This window comes from Streptomyces sp. NPDC041191, assembly GCF_055591945.1.
Genome location: NZ_JBVIZC010000005.1, coordinates 233,523 through 252,277 on the forward strand (window position 1 = coordinate 233,523; position 18,755 = coordinate 252,277).

At 75.8% G+C, this 18,755-nt stretch carries 13 protein-coding genes and 1 CRISPR repeat array (1 of these 14 only partly in view); of the genes, 4 read left to right on the top strand and 9 right to left on the bottom strand.

Annotated features, from left to right (window positions below):
* A CRISPR array of direct repeats spans positions 1–154; the repeat unit is 29 nt; unit sequence GTGGTCCCCGCGCATGCGGGGGTGGTCCC; it begins 242 nt to the left of the window's first position.
* A 42-nt stretch (positions 155–196) separates the two neighbouring features.
* Positions 197–397, top strand: coding sequence for a hypothetical protein (locus ACZ6AQ_RS12205; protein ID WP_468759507.1), 201 nt, complete (start codon positions 197–199; stop codon positions 395–397).
* Between the two features lie 102 nt (positions 398–499).
* Here the strand turns inward: ACZ6AQ_RS12205 and ACZ6AQ_RS12210 are convergent, their stop codons facing one another.
* From ACZ6AQ_RS12210 to ACZ6AQ_RS12220, 3 genes are all read right to left on the bottom strand, one after another.
* Complete coding sequence (locus tag ACZ6AQ_RS12210; RefSeq protein ID WP_468759508.1) at positions 500–1,846, bottom strand: esterase-like activity of phytase family protein; 1,347 nt, start codon at positions 1,844–1,846, stop codon at positions 500–502.
* Between the two features lie 220 nt (positions 1,847–2,066).
* Positions 2,067–2,924, bottom strand: coding sequence for a hypothetical protein (locus ACZ6AQ_RS12215; protein ID WP_468759510.1), 858 nt, complete (start codon positions 2,922–2,924; stop codon positions 2,067–2,069).
* 249 nt (positions 2,925–3,173) lie between these two features.
* Positions 3,174–4,976, bottom strand: a complete 1,803-nt coding sequence (locus tag ACZ6AQ_RS12220) for a DUF2079 domain-containing protein (protein ID WP_468759512.1) — start codon at positions 4,974–4,976, stop codon at positions 3,174–3,176.
* A 54-nt stretch (positions 4,977–5,030) separates the two neighbouring features.
* Between ACZ6AQ_RS12220 and ACZ6AQ_RS12225 the strand changes: the two genes are divergently transcribed.
* Positions 5,031–6,179 (top strand): winged helix DNA-binding domain-containing protein, encoded by a 1,149-nt coding sequence (locus tag ACZ6AQ_RS12225; RefSeq protein WP_468759514.1) that lies wholly within the window; start codon positions 5,031–5,033, stop codon positions 6,177–6,179.
* Positions 6,180–6,601: 422 nt separating this feature from the next.
* Positions 6,602–7,873, top strand: coding sequence for an IS701 family transposase (locus tag ACZ6AQ_RS12230; RefSeq protein WP_468759515.1), 1,272 nt, complete (start codon positions 6,602–6,604; stop codon positions 7,871–7,873).
* Positions 7,874–7,895: 22 nt separating this feature from the next.
* Here ACZ6AQ_RS12230 and ACZ6AQ_RS12235 read toward each other — a convergent pair whose 3' ends face one another.
* The 3 genes from ACZ6AQ_RS12235 to ACZ6AQ_RS12245 form a co-directional block, all read right to left on the bottom strand.
* Complete coding sequence (locus tag ACZ6AQ_RS12235) at positions 7,896–9,926, bottom strand: helix-turn-helix domain-containing protein (RefSeq protein ID WP_468759517.1); 2,031 nt, start codon at positions 9,924–9,926, stop codon at positions 7,896–7,898.
* A 250-nt stretch (positions 9,927–10,176) separates the two neighbouring features.
* The gene (locus ACZ6AQ_RS12240; protein ID WP_468759519.1) at positions 10,177–11,058 is read right to left on the bottom strand and encodes an AfsR/SARP family transcriptional regulator; all 882 of its coding nucleotides are present in this window, start codon (positions 11,056–11,058) and stop codon (positions 10,177–10,179) included.
* 435 nt (positions 11,059–11,493) lie between these two features.
* Positions 11,494–11,976 carry an anthrone oxygenase family protein gene (locus ACZ6AQ_RS12245; protein ID WP_468759521.1) on the bottom strand — a complete coding sequence of 161 codons (483 nt, stop codon included), beginning with the start codon at positions 11,974–11,976 and terminating at the stop codon, positions 11,494–11,496.
* 574 nt (positions 11,977–12,550) lie between these two features.
* Between ACZ6AQ_RS12245 and ACZ6AQ_RS12250 the strand changes: the two genes are divergently transcribed.
* Positions 12,551–13,273 (top strand): helix-turn-helix domain-containing protein, encoded by a 723-nt coding sequence (locus tag ACZ6AQ_RS12250; protein ID WP_388692978.1) that lies wholly within the window; start codon positions 12,551–12,553, stop codon positions 13,271–13,273.
* A gap of 102 nt (positions 13,274–13,375) precedes the next feature.
* Here ACZ6AQ_RS12250 and ACZ6AQ_RS12255 read toward each other — a convergent pair whose 3' ends face one another.
* The 3 genes from ACZ6AQ_RS12255 to mmsA all read right to left on the bottom strand — a co-directional run bounded on the left by ACZ6AQ_RS12255 (position 13,376) and on the right by mmsA (position 18,747).
* Positions 13,376–14,272, bottom strand: a complete 897-nt coding sequence (locus tag ACZ6AQ_RS12255; RefSeq protein WP_468759523.1) for an ABC transporter permease — start codon at positions 14,270–14,272, stop codon at positions 13,376–13,378.
* The gene (locus ACZ6AQ_RS12260; protein WP_468759525.1) at positions 14,269–17,064 is read right to left on the bottom strand and encodes an alpha/beta fold hydrolase; all 2,796 of its coding nucleotides are present in this window, start codon (positions 17,062–17,064) and stop codon (positions 14,269–14,271) included. The genes ACZ6AQ_RS12255 and ACZ6AQ_RS12260 overlap by 4 nt, the downstream gene beginning before the upstream one ends.
* A gap of 171 nt (positions 17,065–17,235) precedes the next feature.
* Positions 17,236–18,747 (bottom strand): CoA-acylating methylmalonate-semialdehyde dehydrogenase, encoded by a 1,512-nt coding sequence (mmsA, locus tag ACZ6AQ_RS12265; RefSeq protein ID WP_468759527.1) that lies wholly within the window; start codon positions 18,745–18,747, stop codon positions 17,236–17,238.
* Between the last annotated feature and the right edge of the window lie 8 nt (positions 18,748–18,755).

Genomic DNA, 18,755 nt, shown 5'->3' on the forward strand with positions numbered 1-18,755 from the left:
ACGTGGTCCCCGCGCATGCGGGGGTGGTCCCGCGTCCTGGCCACCGTGCGCGCCGAACGGATCGTGGTCCCCGCGCATGCGGGGGTGGTCCCATCATCGAGGTTCCGCCCTCGGGCAGGTACCAGGTGGTCCCCGCGCATGCGGGGGTGGTCCCCAGGCCGACGTCACTGTCCCCAGCAACGAGTGGTCCCCCCGCATGGAGCTGTGGGCACTGGCCCCTGCGGTGTTCGCCAGGTACGCGGCGGAGCACGGCGGTCTCGCTGAGGTGCGTGCGCTCCTCGACGCGCCCCACGTGCCCGCCGAGGCCAGCCTGCTGCTGCGCCGGCTGGACGCGGGCGGGGCCGACGCCCGTGTCGTGCCTCTGCCCGATCCGCTGCGCGGGGGCGCCTCGCGGTAGGAGGCGTCCCCGCGCGGTGGTGGCGGACGGCGGCCGGTACGACGGGCGCCGTTCGGCGAAGGCCCGGTTCGGCCGACCGTCCGGTTCAGCGGACGGCCCGGTTCAGCGGACGGGGCGGTTCAGCCTCACCTCGACGAGGGTGGTCTCCACGCCGCTGTCGACCAGGCGGCCCTGGGCGTCGAAGGCCCCGGGGCCGTCCGTCATGCCGAAGTCGTTGTCGTTGAGCAGGACCAGGGTCGAGGGGCCCTCCACCGCGACGCCCTCGATCTTGCCGGGGACGCCCTTCACCGTGTTGAGGTCGATCACCAGGTCCTTCTTCAGGACCACGCGCGCCGCCGCCCGGTCGTCGAGCTGTTCCAGGGTGGGCGCGTTCGCGGTGTCCCAGGGGGAGCCCAGGATGTCGTCGGAGCGGCGGAGGCGGACCTCGTAGAGGCGGGCGGCCTTGTCGGTGCGCTCCTGGACGAGGAGGCGGTCGCCGCCGAGCGCGACGAGCGCGGACAGCTTCAGTTCGGAGGTCTTGGTCTGGCCGGGTTCGACCGTGCCGACCGGGTCGAAGCGGTAGGCGTACTCGGCGGTGATCCGGTTCTCGCGCGGGGAGAAGCGCAGCAGGCGGGTGGTGCGGGACTCCTCGCCCGCGGCCTTGTCGGGGTTGAGCAGCGGGCTCTGCAGGCCGAGGACGAGGTCGCCGCCGGGGAGCAGCGCGAGGCCCTCGAAGCCGCGGTTGACCTTGCGCTGGAGGAAGACCGCGGGCAGCGACTCGACCACCGGGTAGTCGGTGCCGGTGAGGTTCAGGCCCTTCGGGACGTGGCGGGCGAGGACCCGGCCCTTCGCGGAGACGTGCACGAGGGAGGGGCCGTACTCGTCCACCAGCCAGAAACCGCCGTCCCGGTCCCGCACGATGCCCTCGGTGTCGAGGCCGTTCGGGTTGTACGGGAGCGGGGTGGAGGCGTCGTACGTGTACGGGGCCTCGTCGCGGCCGGGCTGGTTGGGCAGGCCGGTCACGGGGGCGCCGTGGGTGGTGGTGATCGGGACGGCCTCCAGGACCCGGAGGCGGCCGCCGGTGGCGCGGACCTTCACGAGGGCCGGGTCGAAGCCGGGCACGGGGAAGGTGCGGCGCTTGTCCTTGCCGACGGCTATCTGGCCGTTGGGGCCCCGGTCGGTGACGGTCCAGTACTCGCCGCGCCGCCCGGCCGGGTAGAGGTCGCTGCCGATACCGCCGAGGTCCACGCCCCGGTCGTCCGTGACGCTGCCCCGGACCAGGCCGTTGCTGAAGGCGGCCAGCGGGATGTCGGGCAGGGTCGCGGTGGAGACGACGCGGCCGGCGGGGCCGGTGTGGCCGCGGTGCGCCGACGCCCCGTCCGCCGTGCCCCCGACCACCGCGAGGGCGAGCGCGGCGGACAGCGGCAGGACCACGGCGGCGGGTCGGCGGCGCGGAAGGCGCGGAATCATCTGGGTGAACTCCCTTGGACACATGGTGGTCGTCGGTGACGACGACCCCATGGTCCGTTTCCGGCCACAACGCGGGGCGACGCGCCCGCGACGCCGGGGCGAGCCCCGGGTGAACGCCCGGGGTGAACGCCCGGGGTGTCCGGGGTGGCGCCTCCGGGGCGGTGCGCCGGAGGCGGTGGCCGGACGCCGGGGCCCGCCACCGGGACGCTCCCGGCGCGCCTCAGTAGCGGTCGAGGATCAGCCGCGTCTTGAGGATGTCGCCGTGGTACAGCCAGCCCTTGGAGTCGGCGAGGGCGACGGCGTCCGCGTGCAGGTCCGCGGCGTCGGCGGCGGAGTCGGTCTTGAGGGACAGTTCCACGACGTACTCGGTGCCGGTGCCGTCCGCCCCGACCACCGGCAGCACCTCGATGCTCGCGTCGTCGGAGGCGCCCCACGCCCCGCCGTACACCTGGGCGGTGACCGGTCCGTGGGCGCGGGACTGCTGGAGGACGCCCTTGCCCCAGCCGGCGCTGCCCCAGTCCGCCAGTTCGCCGGGGACGTCGTTGACCAGCCAGCCGCGGCCGGTGGTGCTCGTGGGGAGGGTGGTGCCCGCGTAGCCCTTGGCGCTGTGGCTCTTCTCGGTGCTGAAGCTGAGGGTCTGCTTGGCGTAGCCCCAGTCGACCTCGGCCTTGTAGGCGGTGTCGCCGCTGTCGAACCCGGCCGCCTCGGCCGCGTCGAGCGCGGCCCCGATGTCGCCGTTCGTGACGGGGAAGCGCTTCTTGTACGTCTCCTCGAACGACGACCCGTCCTTGTGACGGAGCCGGACGCTCCACCCCTGGGCGTCGAGGGCGAGGCCGTCGGTGTCGTAGTAGGCGTACGAACGGGCCTTGGCGGAGCCGGTGATGCCGAAGGCCGCCTTCACGGCCGCGCTCGGCGCGTGGGAGGCGTCGAGGGCCGCCGCCGTGAGGTTGATCTTCACCTCGTACGTCGGGACGGCGGGGGCGGCGTGCGCCGGGGCGGCCGGGGCGAGGAGCGCCGCGGCGGCGGCGAGGACGACGGCGGAGGCGGCGGGGCGCGGGGCCCGCGAGGTGAGGGTCATGCGGTGATCCTCACGCGGCCGGGTGAGGACCGCGTGGCGCCGGGGCGTGGCGCCGGTGAACCGGGGGCGTCCGGGAGCGGACCGGGGCGCGGGGACGGGAGCGGACCGGGGCGCGGGGGACGGGGGCGGACCGGGTCCCGGCGGGCGGGAGCGGGCCGGGAGTACGGACGGGAGCGGCCTGGCACGACGGGCGGGAACGCACCGGAGCCGACGGGCGAGAACGCACCGGAGCCCGACGGACGGGCCCCGCTACCGCAGCAGCAGGTTCGTGCCGACGTCCCGGGGGACGGCCTCGCGGATCGGTGTGCTGCCGGGGCCGGGGCGGCGCATGCCGGGGATCGGGACGTGTCGGGTGCGGTGGAGGAGGACCGTCCCGTCCTGCCGCCAGACCTCCGTGTAGCCGTGGGCCAGAAGGAGTGCGACGCGCCGCCGCTGGTCGCCGGTCGACGCGAACGGGAAGGTCCTGTTCTCCGTGCGGAGGAGGACCCAGTCGGCGCCCCGGGGGGTCTCGTCGGCGATCACCACGTGTGTACGGGCGGTCAGCCGGGGGGCGACGGCGTTGTCCGCCTCCACGGTCGCGCCGTCCGGGACGAGTTCCGCCCCCGCGGCGAGCGGGCGTTTGTCCGGGGACGGCCGCCAGGAGTCCGGCCGGACCAGGAGCCCGAGGCCGAGGAGCACGGCCGCCGCCGAGGAGAGGACGACCGCGGCGGCGGTCCGGCCCCGGACGGCGGCGGACGCCCCGCCCCCGGCCGGGCGGGACGCGGCGCGCTTTCCGTACGCCCTCCCCAGCGTCTCCAGGGCCGCCGTGAGGAGGACCGGCCAGAGGAAGGCGTCGTAGTGGTTGATCACCGGCCAGTGGTTCGGGTTGTCGGAGAGGACGCGTTCCGCGAGGAGGGGCACGGCGAGCAGGAACGTCGGGGAGCCCAGCGGGAGCAGGGCGAGGGTGCCCAGGATCCAGGCCGTCATGGCGACCTTCACGAAGGGCGTGACGGCGACCTGGAGCAGGACCCAGGGGGCGGTGGCGACGTGGGCCAGGGCCGCGCCCGGGTCGGCGCCGAGCCGCCCGTACGACCAGTAGTAGCCCTCCGGTCCGCCCATCGCGGGCAGGAACCAGGTGATCGCGGCCGCCGACACCAGCGGCCCGGCCACGGCGAGGACGGCCCCCGTGGCGCGGCCCCGGCGGTGGCCCGCGCGGTGCGCGCGCACCGCGAGGACGAGGCCGAACGCGCCGGCGACCAGGCCCATGTCCTCCTTCGCCGTGCACAGGGCCGCCGCCCAGCAGGCCGCCGCGCCGTACCGGTGGGCGAGGCCCCGCTCCAGCATCAGGAGCGTGAACGGCACCGCGAAGGCGACCTCGTGGAAGCCGTTGTACGAGGCGTTCAGGAGCGGCCAGCCCACCGCGTACACCAGCGCGCCGAGGTCGGCGGCGCGGCGGGCGGCGGCCGGTCCGGCGTCCGCGAAGGAGTGCCGGGCGATGCGCCGGACCACCGGCACGCCGGCCGCGAACAGCGCCGCCTGCGCGAGGATCAGGACCCGGGGGTCGTCCCACAGCCAGTAGAGCGGTGCGAGGAGCGCGAGCGCGGGCGTGAAGTGGTCGCCGAGGAGCGAGAACCCGGGCGGGAACTCGTGGTGGGTGTTCTTGATCGGTGACCGGGGCAACTCGAAGTGGGCGTAGGCCCGTACCGCCTGGTCGAAGATGCCGAGGTCGAAGCCGGTGGCCCGCAGCGCGGTCCACGACTGCAGGCCGAGGCCCGCGCAGACGAGGAAGCAGAGGAGGGTCGGGGCCGCGCCCCGGCGGCGGAGGAGCGGGAACGCGCCACGACGGCCGGCGGCCGGGGCCGCGCCCCCGCCGGTGGCGGGGGCGGGGGCGGGGGCCGCGCTCCGGCGGCGCGAAAGGCGCGGGAGGCGCGGGAGCGGGACCCCGTCCCGGCGGCCCCGGGGCCCGTCCCCCGTCTCCTCCGGCGGTCCGGGCGTCTCCCCGCGCGGACGCGGCACGCCGCCGACGGTCCCGTTGGGCGGGCCGGGCGGGGTGGACGGAGGCGCGAGTTCCATGGGCCCGACCCTAACGGTGTGCCCCACCGCGCGCCGGGGAGGCAGAATCGGGCCATGGTGATCACCGCACGCGCGCTCAACCGGGCCACTCTGGCACGGCAGTTGCTCCTCTCCCGTGAACCGGTCGGTGTCGAGGAGGCCGTCCGGCGGGTGGTGGCCCTCCAGGCGCAGTTGCCGGGTTCGCCGTACGTGGCGCTGTGGAACAGGGTCGCGGACTTCGACCCGGAGGAGCTCGACCGGGCCGTGGACGGCTTCCGGGTGGTCCGGTCGACGCTGATGCGGCTGACCCTGCACCTGGTGCACGCCGGGGACTACCGGTCCTTCCGGGAGGCCATGGAGCCGTCGCTGCGCGGCTCGCGGCTGCACGATCCCCGGTTCGTCGCGGCGGGGTTCACCGCCGCCGACGCCGACGCGCTGCTCCCCGGGCTGCTCGCGCACGCCGGGGAGGCGCGGACCGGGGCCGAGCTGCGGGAGCTGGTCGGGCGGGGCCGGGACGGGCCGGTGGAGTCCGTGGTGTGGCGGATGGTGCGGCAGTACGCGCCGCTGTGGCACGTGCCCTCGGGTCCGCCGTGGTCGTTCGGGACCGCGCCGTCCTTCGTCGCGGCGGCCGGACCGGTCGCGCTCGCCGACCCGGAGGCGTCCGCGGCCGGTCTGGCCGTCCTGGTCCGGCGCTACCTGGAGGGGTTCGGCCCGGCGTCCGTGGCGGACATGGCGCAGTTCACGCTCGCGCCCCGACGCCTGGTGCGCGAGGCCGTGCGGACCCTGGAGGGGGAACTGGAGCGGAGGGAGGGGGAGGGCGGCACGGTGCTGTACGACGTGCCCGGGGCGCCGCTCCCCGACGAGGAGGCCCCGGCCCCGCCGCGCCTGATGGCGATGTGGGACAGCACCCTGCTGGCGTACGCGGACCGCGCCCGGATCATCCCGCCCGCGTACCGCCGGCAGGTGATCCGCGTGAACGGCGACACCCTGCCGACGCTCCTGGTCGACGGGTACGTGGCCGGGGTCTGGCGGCCGTCCGGCGAGGGGATCGAGGTCTCGGCCTTCCACCCGCTGCCCGCCGGGGTCTGGGAGGGGATCGCGGCCGAGGCCGGGGCGCTGGCCGGGCTCCTCGCCGCCCGGGACCCGCTCGTCCACCGCCGCTACGACCACTGGTGGGCCAAGGGGCTTCCGTCGGCCGAGACGCGGGTGCTGCCGGGGCGCTGACGGGCGGCGGCCGGCTCCGGGGCGGGTGCGTACGAGAAGGAGCGCGGGGGCGCGCGGAGACGTACGGCCGCGCTCGCCGGAAGGCGGCGGGGCGAGACGTACGGGCACGGCTCCCGGACCGGGGCGTTGACCGCGGCCGGCCCGTATCGCCTCGCTCCGCGATGGTCCGGCCACGCAGGGCGACGGGTCAAAGCCGGGACGGCGAGTCCGTCAGATCCGCCGGGGGCGTTCCCGACGGCCTCGGCGGGGTCCGCCGGGAGGTGGCGGGGAGGGCTCTGACCTGCGCGGAGACGGGGGTAGGTGGTCCGGCCACCATCCGGGGGCCGATTCGGGTGCCGGGTACACCTCGCCTCCGGGGGCGGCGGCGGGCGACGGTGGTGGGGCAGCGGGAGGGAGCTGCTCAATCTTCGGGCAGGAGTGTCGTGAGTACATCCGTCGCAAGCAAGCGCAGTGCCGTCACCGGGGTCGTCGCCCCGGCCGTGCCCCTGGGCGTCGCCGGGCCGGCCGGCCCGCGCGGGGACGTCTACGCCGAGCTGTGTGCCACGCTCTTCTCCGGCTTCCCGCGCCGCGACCAGCGCCTGAAGGCCGAGCAGTACCTGCACGGCCTGCTCACGGCGCAGGGCCGCAAGTCGATCCGGAACATCGCCGCGCAGATCGGCGGACCTGCGGTCGAGCAGAGCCTGCACCACTTCGTCTCCAGCTCGACCTGGGACTGGCAGCCGATGCGGGCGGCGCTCGCCCGGTACCTGGAGCGGTCCGGTCACCCGCAGGCGTGGGTGGTGCGGCCCATGCCGATCCCGAAGGCCGGCGAGCACTCCGTGGGCGTGGTCCGGCGCTTCGACCCGGAGCGCGGGCAGGTCTTCCACGGCCAGCAGGCGTTCGGGGTGTGGTTCGCCGGGGAGGAGCTGAGCGTCCCGGTCAACTGGCGCCTCTTCCTGCCGGACCCCTGGGTGAACGACCGCACGCGGCGCGACCGCGCCGAGGTTCCCGACGAGGCGGGCGGGGAGACCCTGGAGGAGTGCGCGGTCGCGGCGGCGCTCGACACCGCCCGCTGGCCCGACGTCACCCGCAGGCCGGTCCTCATCGACATACGGGGCGGCGCGGGCCGGTCGGCCCTGGCCAGGCTCGCCGGGGCCGGGGTGCCGGTCGTGGCCCGGATCGGGCCGGGTTCCCGGCTGGCGATCGCGGACCGTTCGCTGCCCGGCTTCGGGGCGGGCCCGCTCCCCGCCGCCCAGATACTGGAGTCCCTCAAGGGGCTGCGCAGGCCGGTGAGCTGGGTGGACACGGTGAGCGGCACGCGGACCTCGCGGACCTCGCTGGCGGCGGCCGTCCGGGTCGCGCTGCCCTCGCCGGGCGGGGAGCGGATGCGTCCGCTCGTCCTGCTCGGCGAGTGGGACGACCCCCGGCGGCCCCCGTCCCGGGTGTGGATCAGCGATCTGACGGGTTCTCCGGTCGGTTCCCTGCTGCGTCTGACGAAGCTGGCCCGCCGGGTGGAGCGGGACTTCGCGGAGATCGGGGAGGGGGCGGGGCTGCGGGACTTCGTGGGCCGCTCGTTCCGCGGCTGGCACCGTCACATCACCCTGGCCTCGGCGGCCCACGCGGCGACGGTCCTGGCGGCCGGACGGGCCGCGGACCACCACCGCGGGTCCGGGTACGGCGTCCCCGGCTACGGGGCGCGGCGCTCCGCGAGCTGAGGGCCGGGGGCCCGCCCGGCCGTCAGGGGGCGGGCTCCGGCGGGGCGGCCGGCGGCCGGGGCCGTTCGGGGGCGACCCGGCCCCGGGCCAGGACCTCCCGGGTGCGCTGGAGGCGCAGCGCGAGCTGCACCTCCAGGACCTGGCCGGGCTTCTGCCATTCGGGGCCGAGGAGTTCGCCGATCCGCTCCAGGCGGCGGGAGACCGTGTTGGGGTGGACGTGCAGCGCCTCGGCCGCGTTCGTCGGGCTGCCGCCGGAGGCGAAGTACGCCTCCAGGGTGCGCGTGAGGTCGGTGAACCGCTCGGCGTCGTAGTCCAGTACGGGCCCGATCGCCGCCTCCACGAAGCCGTCCACGTCGTTGTCGTCGGAGAGCAGCAGCCCCAGGAAGCCCAGGTCCTGCACGGAGGCCGCCGAACCGGTCCCGCCGAGGGCGCTCATCGCGTCGAGGCAGCGCCCGGCCTCCCGGTGCATCCGGCCGACGCCGTCGGGGCTCCAGCCGGGACCGGCGGAGGCGACGGAGACGGGGTGCCCGAGCAGCGGGGACAGTTCGGCGGCGACGGCCTTCGCGGCGGCCGAGGCGTCGACGCCCGGCAGCAGCAGCACGATGCAGCCGCCCTGCACGGTCTTCAGTCCGGAGAGGCGGTACGCGTACGAGGACGCCCACACGACCGCCCGGCCCTGCTCGCCGCCCTCCGGCCGGGCGAGCACGAGGACGTGCGGCCGGCGCAGGTCGACGCCGAGGCGGCGGGCCCGCTGGGCGATCTGCTGCGGCGCGTGCGGCGGGTCCGCGATGAGGTCGTCGAGGAGTTCGTCGCGGACGGGTCCTTCGGCGACGGCCGTGGAGCGCCGCATGAGGAGGAGGAAGGCGACGGCCTGGGCGGCGAGTTCGAGGAGCCTCTCGTCCTCGCCGGTGAGCCCGGTGGCGGCGTGGACCACGAGGCCGCCGAGGTCCTCGGAGCCGGCGATGACCGGGGCGACCCAGGTGTCGTCCCCCGCGGGGACCGGCCGGCGGCGGGCGTGGGCGTCGAGCGACGCCTTCGCGACGGCCTCCTCGTCCAGGCCGGGGATGTCCCCGGCGGCGGCGAGGCACCGGCCGCCGGGGTCGCGGACCAGCACGGTCGCGTCGAGGGCGTCGGCGGCGGCCTTGGCCACGTTGCACAGGTCGCCGCCCGCGAGGACGAGGTTCATGATGCGGCCGTGGGTCTCGCTGATGTGCCGCACGCGGGCGAGCCGGGTGCGCGCCCGCGCGCTGTCCCGTTCCAGCTCCGTGAGTTCGGCCCGGGTCCGGTCGAGGAGGCCGGCCTTCTCGACGGCGAGGGAGGCGAGGTCGGCGAGCGCGGCGAGGAGTCCGATCTCCTCGGAGGTGTGGTGGCGGACGCGCCGGTCCGCCCCGAACAGGGTGCCGACGACGGTGTCGCCGCTGCGCAGCGGAACGGCCACGATCGCGTGCAGCCCCTCGGCGCGCAGGGCGGACTCGGCGGCCTCGTCGAAGGCGGGGGCGTGGACGCCCGCGTCGAGGGAGCCGGAGGGGGCGAACCGCTCGTCGGCGAGGTAGTCCGGGGTCCAGACGGGTTCGCCGTGCAGCCGGACGGCGCCGCCGAGCCCGTACCCCTCGGCGATCCTGAGCCCGGGGGCGAGGCGCGGGCCCTCGGCGCGGCCGGCGCGGGTGCCCTCGGTGGTGTGGACGTAGGAGGCGCCGTGCGGGCCGCTCAGCGTGATGTACGCCAGGTCGAGGCCGAGGAGCCGGCGGGCGCGGCGGGTGATGACGCGCAGCAGGCCGTCGAGGTCGTAGGAGAGGGTCAGGTCCCGGGCGGTGTCGGCGAGGGCGGTGAGTCCGGCCTCGCGCCGCGCGGCGTGCGCGCGTTCGGCGTGGACCCGGCCGGCGAGGGCGACGGCCCGCTCCAGGCGGTCGAGGCCGTCGTCGTCGAGGCCGTCGCGCCGGGCCCCGTCCAGGAGCGCGTCGAAGCGGGCGGGCGGGGCCTGCCCGGCGAGAAGTTCGAGGACCGTGAGCAGCGCGTCGGCACCACCGGTCCCGTCCGCGCCGTGCGTGGTCATGGTCCGGACCCCCGTGATCGAGCGAAATCGGGCACCTGGGAGGAAACCCGTCCTGCCCGCCGAAACTAATTCGGCTTCGGAGACGGGTCAACGGTGAGTTGCGGCACTTCATTCCGTTTGGCGCTCCGGGGAGCGGCCGCGCGGCGTCCGGGACGACCGCCCGGCGGCCGGGAGCCGGGGCGTCCGCCGGGTCGTGCGCCGGTTCCCGGCGGGCCGTGCGGCCGGGCCGGGGACGGCTCCCGTCCGGGGGTCAGCCGAAGGCGCCGGCCGGGACGGGCCGGGGCCTGGCGGGGGCGTACTGGCCGGGGACGCGGAAGCCGAACACGGGGCGCGCCTCGGCGTCCCGCACGGCCAGGACCGAGCGCTGGAGGCGGCGCAGCCGCGCCGAGGGCTCCATGCCGCCCTCCCCCTGGAGGGCGAGGCGCAGCCGCTCGTACGCGGTGAGGGCCTCGTCGTGCCGGCCGCAGCGGGTCAGGGCGGCCATGAGGTGTGCGTGGAGGGGTTCGTTGGTGGGGTGGCGGGCGACGAGGCCGGTGAGCTCCGGGACGAGTTCGGCGTGCCGGCCGAGGCCCAGCTGCGCCTCGATCCACTGGTCGAGGACGCTGAGCCGGGAGGTCTTGAGCCGCTCGATCTCCCTGCGGAGGCGGGGTCCGGCGGCGACGCCCGCGTACGGGTCGCCGCGCCACAGGGTCAGGGCCTCGCCGAGGCGCAGCGCGGCGCGCGGGAGGTCGCCGGCCTCCATGGCCCGGTAGCCGGCGCCGGCCGCGCGCTCGAACTGCCAGAGGTCGTGGGCGCCGCCGCCGGTGTCGAGCCGGTAGCCGCCGGGCTGGGAGACGAGGATCGCCTCGGCGGTGCGCCGGTCGGACCAGCCGGGTCGCGGTTCGGCGGGGGCGGCCCCGCGCAGGGCGCCCGCGATGAGCGCGCGCAGCCCGGCTATGTGGGACTGGAGTTCGGCGCGGGCCCCGCGCGGCGCGCCGGACGGCCACAGCTCCTCGGTCAGGACCGTCACGGGGACGACCTGGTCGGCGCTGGCCGTGAGCAGGGCGAGCAGCTGGCGGGGAGCGGCGGCCGTCGGGGTGATCGACACCCCGTTCTCACGGACCGACAGTCCCCCCAGAATCCGGACGTCCACCTTGCCCCCTCAGTGCCTGTGCGGTGCCTGCGCGCGGGATGACTCCCGATGATTAGAAAAGACCCCCGTAGGCATGTCAATAAGAAACCGTGAGGTACGGAACCGTGTTCCCGGATATCGGGGTCATTCACCCCCTATGTCCGTCTATGGAGGCGACACGTTTTCGTCACTGGCTCAGATCGCGCCGTCTCGAAAGATGGTTTCCGGACTCGCAGGTACGCTTTCGAGCGATCTCCGTGGGACACGGAGGGGCCGGGGAAGGCCGGTTCGCGCCAGGAACAGCCGCCGCGGTCGGTTTCGGGCCGGGGCCGGGGGCCCGGCCCTCGCCGGCCGGGGCGGGAGCGGCCGGCGGCGACGCGGCGGGCGCGCGGGCCGGGTCGCGGGCCGGGTCGCGGGCCGGGTGTCGCGGGCCGGGCGGGACTTTCCGGACACGGCCTAGAGCACGGCGGCGGCGGTGAGCAGACCGAAGGACAGGACGATCAGGACGGTGCGGGCGCGGTGGAAGCCGTTCCACCGCGCCTCGAAGACGGTCCGGGCCGCCGACGGATCGCCCTCGGGGGCGCCTCCGGTGGCGTTCCCGGAGGCGGCGAGGGCCGCGTTGAGGGGGATGTTGCCGCCGAGGGTGACCAGGTGGTTGAGGACCGCGCAGACGAGCCCCGCGAGGACGAGCCGTCCCTGCGCGTCCGTGCGTCCGTCGGCGGGGACGAGGAACGCGGCGGCGGGGAAGGCGACCGCGCCGAGGAAGACGGAGAGGAACGCCGCCCTCGGCACGCACTCGTTGATCCCGCGCATCGCCGTGACGAACTCGGCGTCCGCCAGCCGGGCGAGCGCGGGCATGATCCCGGTCAGGAAGATCAGCATGAATCCGGCGTAGAGGCCGGTGGAGACGACGGCGAGGGCGAGGAGGAGGGTGGGCATGCGGTCATTCTGGCCGCCACCAGCCCCCTTTGTGATCCGTACGCGTCAATCCGGGAGCCGGGCGGCACGTCGGACGCCCGGGCAGGGACGCCCCGGCCAGGGGCGACCGGGCAGGGACGACCCGGCCAGGGGTAACCGCGCAGGGGCGACCCGGCCGGGCGACAATCGCCCGCGATCGCCCGCGTCCCGCCCGGCGCGTCAGCCGCGCGTCAGCCGCGCGTCAGCCGTACGCGTCACCCGATGCGACGGTTGTGCGGTTCCGACGCCGCCCCCGTTCCGTACGGACCGAACTCCCGGCCGGGCGGCCCCGCGTCCGTGGTAGGAGACCGTTTCCGGCTGCGCCGGGTGCTCACGGACCGCACGGCGGCCCGCCATCTACCTTGCTCCGCAAGGCACTTGACCCCGAGAACGGCACGCCGCCGGGAAGGGACGGCGGAGCGGGGGAAGAGGGGTTCCCACCGCGACGGCCGGGGCCCCCGTGGCATGGATTCGCCATCCTCCCCAACAGGGGTTGTCACCGTGTGCAGTCACATGCGTACATGGAGTGGACATCGATCGACGGGGGAGGTCACCGGTGGCAGAGAGCGCGGGCTCCGTGACACTCGCCCGTTCGGCGATGAACCGGGCCACGGCCGAGGGGCAGCGGCCCGCGGGACGGCCGGTCCGGGGCGCGCGGCGCATCAGTGCCGCGCTCGCCGGACTGGCCGCTTCCACCCGGCACGAACTGCTGACCTTCGACGACCCGGTGGCGTCCACCGCGTACGCGATCCCCGAACCGTTCCTGGAGCTGGCGGCGGCGTGCATGCGGTCCGCGGCGGAGCGGGCCGACGAGGTGAGGCGAATCGTTCCGCGACACGCCCTGCCCCGGCTCGAAGGAGGGCCCCGGCTTCCCGGGCGGGCCCGTCTGCTGGAGTCGATCCCGTTCAAGATGATCCTGGTCGACCGGACGGTGGCGGCGATCCCGCTCGATCTGGAACTGCTCTACAACGGCCTGCTGCTGATCCGTGACCCGGTGGTGGTGCGGGCCCTCGTCCGGGTCCACCGCGTCTGCTGGTCGATGGCCGAAGAACCGTCGTCCCCGGTGCCGTCCCCGTCCCCGCCGCCGGACGACCTGCCGCCCCAGCTCCGCCCGGTGCTCGACGCCCTCCTGTCGGGGCTCACGGACGAGGCGGCGGCGACCCGGCTCGGCATGTCCGCGCGGACGTACAGCCGGCGGGTGGGCGAGCTGATGGCGGCCCTCGGCACGACGAGCCGCTTCCGCGCGGGCGCGGAAGCGGCCCGGAGAGGGTGGCTGTGACGGCCCTTCGAGCCGTCGGGCCTTCACGCCCCGGGCCTTCGCGTCCCCGGCCCCTCGGACCTTCACGACCCGGGGTCTTCGGACCGGGCTCCGGACCGGGCCCTACGACACGATGTCCTTGCGGGCGAAGCCCCGGAAGGCGAGGGCGAAGAGGACCAGGGCGTACGTCAGGGAGACCGCCGCGCCCTTCACCATGCCGCCCCACTCCGGCTGGGGCTGGAGCGCGTCGATCCAGGCGAACTGCCAGTGCGCGGGCAGGAACTCGCGCCAGTCGCCGAGCGCGGTGACGGCGTCCAGGACGTTGCCCACGACGGTCAGGCCGACGGCGCCTCCCACCGCGCCGAGCGGGGCGTCGGTGCGGGTGGACAGCCAGAAGGCGAGCCCGGCCGTGACCAGTTGGGAGGCGAGGACGAAGGCCACGGCGACGGCGATCCTGAGCAGCGCGTCACCGGCGGGCACCGCGCCGCCGGTCGGCAGCCGGAGCGGTCCCCAGCCGTAGGCGACCGTGCCCGCCGCCAGGGCCACCAGCGGGAGGAGGACCATCGCGGCGGCGCTGTAGCCGAGGGCGACCGCCAGTTTGGAGGCGAGCAGCCGGGACCGGGGCACGGGCGCGGCGAGGAGGTAGCGCAGGGAGGACCAGCTCGCCTCGGAGGCGACGGTGTCCCCGCAGAACAGCGCCACGGGGATGACGAGGAGGAAACCCGCCGAGACGAAGAGGCAGGTGGCCGCGAAGTTGGCGCCCGAGGCCGTCGCCGTGTCCATCAGGGTGACGCGGCCGGCGCGGCCGTCGTCCCCGGGTCCGCCGATCGCGAAGGCCGCGATCAGGACGAACGGCAGGGCGGCCAGGACCGCGCCCATCACCAGGGTGCGGCGCCGCTTCCACTGGCGCAGGGCCTCGACGCGCAGGGGCAGGGTGCGTCCGGGCCGGTAACCGGGGGCGGACTCCGCCGCGCCGGCGGGGCTCCCGGACGGCGGGGCGCTGGGGACGGTGCTGCTCATGCGGCTCCTCCTCCGATCAGGGTCAGGAACGCGTCTTCGAGGCGCCGGTGCGGACCGACCCCGGTCACCGGCACCTCCAGCCGGACGAGTTCGGTGATGAGGGCGGTCGCGTCGGCGCCGTCGAGGCGGACCAGGAGTCCGCCGTCGGTGCGGACGGCCGAGCCGACGCCGGGCAGGGCCCCGACCTTCTCGACCAGGGCGTCGGGGACGGGGGCGCCGTCCGGTCCGTCCTCCGCGAGGGTCACGAGGAGGGTGTCCCCGGAGCCGGTGATCTCCGCGACCGGCCCGGCCTGCACCAGTCGCCCCCGGTCCATGACGACGAGGTGGGTGCAGGACTGCTCGACCTCGGCCAGGAGGTGGCTGGAGACGATGACGGTACGGCCCCCGGCCGCGTACCGGATCATCACCTCCCGCATCTCGCGGATCTGCGGCGGGTCGAGTCCGTTGGTCGGTTCGTCCAGGATCAGCAGGTCCGGCAGGCCGAGCATGGCCTGGGCGAGGGCGAGCCGCTGCCGCATGCCCTGCGAGTAGGTCCGCACGGCGCGTTCCAGGGCGCCGCCCAGGTTCGCGATCCGCAGCGCCTCGTCGACGTGGGCGTCCCCGGCGGGACGGCCGGTGGCCTTCCAGTACAGGTCGAGGTTCTCCCGGCCCGACAGGTGCGGCAGGAAGCCCGCGCCCTCGACGAAGGCGCCGACGCGGGAGAGGACCGGGGCGCCGGGACGGATCGCCTGGCCGAAGACCCGGATCTCGCCCTCGTCGGGGGTGATGAGGCCCATCAGCATGCGCAGGGTGGTGGTCTTGCCGGCGCCGTTCGGGCCGAGGAGGCCGAGGACCTGTCCCCGCTCGACGCGGAAGGAGAGGTCCTCGACGCTGTACCGCTCACCGCCCTTGTACTTCTTCGACAGGCCGGTGATCCGGAGCGGTACGGCGGCGAGTTCCGGATCGGGCGCGGGGGCGGCGGTCCTGCGGCGGGCCGTGAGCAGCAGGGCGGCGGCGACCGCGAGGCCGATCGCCGGGAGGCCCCACACCCACCACGGCAGGGCGGCGGCCCGGGTGGTGAGGCCGGGCGCGGTGGGGACGGCGAGCGGCCCCTCGACGGCGACGGTGTACGCGGCCGGGGCGGCCGGGGAGGCGTAGCCGAGGTCGGTGGCGGCGACGACGAGGCGCAGCCGGTGCCCGGCCTCCACCTCGTGGTCGATCGCGGGCAGCGTCAGGGTGGTCTCGCGGCCCGCGCCGGCGTCCTCGACGCGGACGGGGGCGACGAGCTGGGCGGGCAGCACCTGGTGCCGCCCGTCGGGACCGACGTCGTACACCTTGGCGAAGAGCACGGCGGAGCCGTCCTCGGCGGTCGAGGCGACCTTGACGCGGACGGTCGGCGTGCCGGTGATCCGGACCATCTCCGTCTGCGGCGCCGTGTCGAAGCGGGCGTGCTGGCCGGGGAAGTCGAGGGAGAGGCCGACGCCGACGGAGGAGAGGCCGGAGAGTCCGCCGCCGAGACCGGGGACGGCCGAGACGGCGGGCGGCGCGGCGCCCGGCGGGTTGGCGAAGGTCTGCGGCCTCCCGCCGAGGGGGAGGTTCATGGGGGCGGAGGCGAGTCCCGGGTAGCGGTCGGCGGTCGCGGCGCGCAGGGTGGCCCGGCCGTCGGTGGAGTCGACGCCGCCCGTGCGGCTGACGCGGAAGGCGGGGCCGGTGTCCGCGGAGGCGTCCCGCTTCAGCCAGCGGTCGAACCAGGCGCCGATCCGCCGTTCGACGCGCCCGGTCTCGCCGTCGCCGCCGTCGTGGCCCCCGGCGATCCAGTCGACGGCGACGGGGGCGCCGTTGGCGGTGAGGGCGCGGGCCATGGCGTCGGACTGGGCCAGGGTGAAGAGGGAGTCGGTCTGTCCCTGGACCAGGAGGGCGGGCACCTTGATGCGGGAACCGACGGCGGAGGGGCTGCGGGCTTCGAGGAGCGCGCGGGCGGCGGCGTCGGGCTTCCCGGAGACGGCGACGCGCTGGTAGAGGGAGCAGAGCTCGGCGGTGAACCGCCCGCAGGCGGCGGGCTTTCCGGGAGCGGGGGCCTTTCCGGCCCCGGAGGCCGGGGCCTCCCCCGACCCGGTGCCGGAACCGGTACCGGGGCCCGGGGCCTCCCCCGGCCCGGTGCCGGTTCCGGCATCGGGGTCCGTGCCGGTCCGGCCGGCGGCTCCGGCCCCCGCCCCGTTCCCGGAGGAGAAGAAGATCCCGGCCCAGAGCTTCTTGAAGACGCCGTTCGGGAAGAGGGCGTCGGCGAGGTTCCAGTACGTGATCCGGGGGGCGATCGCGTCCACGCGCGGGTCGTGCCCGGCGGCGAGGAGGGAGATCGCGCCGCCGTAGGAGGCGCCGGTGACGCCGACGCGCGGGTCACCGGCCTTGTCGAGCAGGACTTCGGGGCGGGCGGCGAGCCAGTCGATCAGCCGGCTGACGTCCCTGACCTCGTGTGCGGGGTCGTTGAGCCCGATCTCGCCGGTCGAGGCGCCGAACCCCCGGGCGGACCAGGTGAGAACGGCGTATCCGTCCCGGGCCAGCCCCTCGGCCTGGGCGCGGACGTCCTCCTTGGAGCCGCCGAAACCGTGCCCGAGGAGGACGGCGGGCCTGCGCCCGTCCCCGTCGCCGGTGAAGTACGAGGTGTCGAGCCGTACGCCGTCGCCGTCGAGCGTCCGGTCCGCGCGGTGCACGGGCGGTGGATCGTCCGAGGCGACGGCGGTCCAGGTGCCGGCACCCGCGAGGACGGTGAGCACGGCGGTGACCGCGGCCCACCGGGGAAGTCGGAGTCGCATGCCGCCGAGCCTAGGCGGTGCCCGGCGGAACGCGGCCGGGGCCCGGGGCCCGGCACGGGCGCCCCGCCGGAACGCCCGGCTTCCCGCGCCTCCCGCGCGGTCGCGGCACGGCGGCGGCCCCGGAGCGCGGTGCGCCCCGGGGCCGTCGCCCGTCGTCGTCCGTCCGCGTCGTCAGTGGTTGCGCGGGAAGCCCAGGTCGACGCCGGCCGGGGCCTCGGAGGGGTCGGGCCAGCGGGTGGTGACGACCTTGCCGCGGGTGTAGAAGTGCACGCCGTCGTTGCCGTAGACGTGGTGGTCGCCGAAGAGCGAGTCCTTCCAGCCGCCGAAGGAGTGGTAGCCCACCGGCACCGGGATCGGGACGTTGACGCCGACCATGCCGGCCTCGACCTCCAGCTGGAAGCGGCGGGCCGCGCCGCCGTCGCGGGTGAAGATCGCGGTGCCGTTGCCGAACGGCGAGGCGTTGATGAGGGCGAGGCCCTCCTCGTACGTCCCGGCGCGCAGCACGCAGAGCACCGGGCCGAAGATCTCGTCCCGGTAGGCCTTGGCCGTGGTCGGCACGTGGTCCAGGAGGGACAGGCCGATCCAGTGGCCGTCCTCGTGGCCCTCGACGGTGTACCCGGTGCCGTCGAGGACGACCTCGCAGCCCTCGTCCGCCGCGCCCCGGACGTAGGAGGCCACCTTGTCGCGGTGGGCGGCCGTGATGAGCGGGCCCATCTCGGAGGCCGGGTCGGTGCCGGGACCGATCTTGATCTTCTCGGCGCGCTCGCGGATCTTCTCGACCAGCTCGTCGCCGACGGAGCCGACGGCGACGACCGCCGAGATCGCCATGCAGCGCTCGCCCGCGGAGCCGTACGCCGCCGAGACGGCCGCGTCGGCCGCCGCGTCGAGGTCGGCGTCCGGGAGGACCAGCATGTGGTTCTTCGCGCCGCCGAGCGCCTGGACGCGCTTGCCGTTGGCGGAGGCGGTGGTGTGGATGTGCCGGGCGATCGGGGTCGAGCCGACGAAGGACACGGCGGAGACGTCCGGGTGCTCCAGGAGCCGGTCCACGGCCGTCCGGTCGCCCTGCAGGACGTTGAAGACGCCGTCCGGGAGGCCCGCCTCGGCGAGGAGTTCCGCGATCCTCAGGGACGGGGAGGGGTCCTTCTCGCTCGGCTTGAGGACGAAGGTGTTGCCGGTCGCGATGGCGATCGGGAACATCCACATCGGCACCATGGCCGGGAAGTTGAAGGGCGTGATGCCGGCGACGACGCCGACGGGCTGGCGGATCGACGCCACGTCCACGCGGTTCGACACCTGCGTGGAGAGCTCGCCCTTGAGCTGGGTGGTGATGCCGCAGGCCAGGTCGACGATCTCCAGGCCGCGGGCGACCTCGCCGAGCGCGTCCGAGTGCACCTTGCCGTGCTCGGCGACGATCAGTGCGGCGATGTCGTCGCGGTGGGCGTCGAGCAGCGCGCGGAACCTGAAGAGGATCGTGGTGCGCTGGGCCAGGGAGGAGGTGCCCCAGGTGGCGAAGGCGGCCTTGGCGGCGGCCACCGCCGCGTCGGTCTCCTCGACGGAGGCGAGCGCGACCCGGGTGGTCACGGCGCCGGTGGCCGGGTCGGTGACCGGCCCCCAGTTGCCCGACGTGCCCTCGACGGCCCTGCCGCCGATCCAGTGGCCGACGGTCTTGACGGTGTGCGTCATGACGAGAT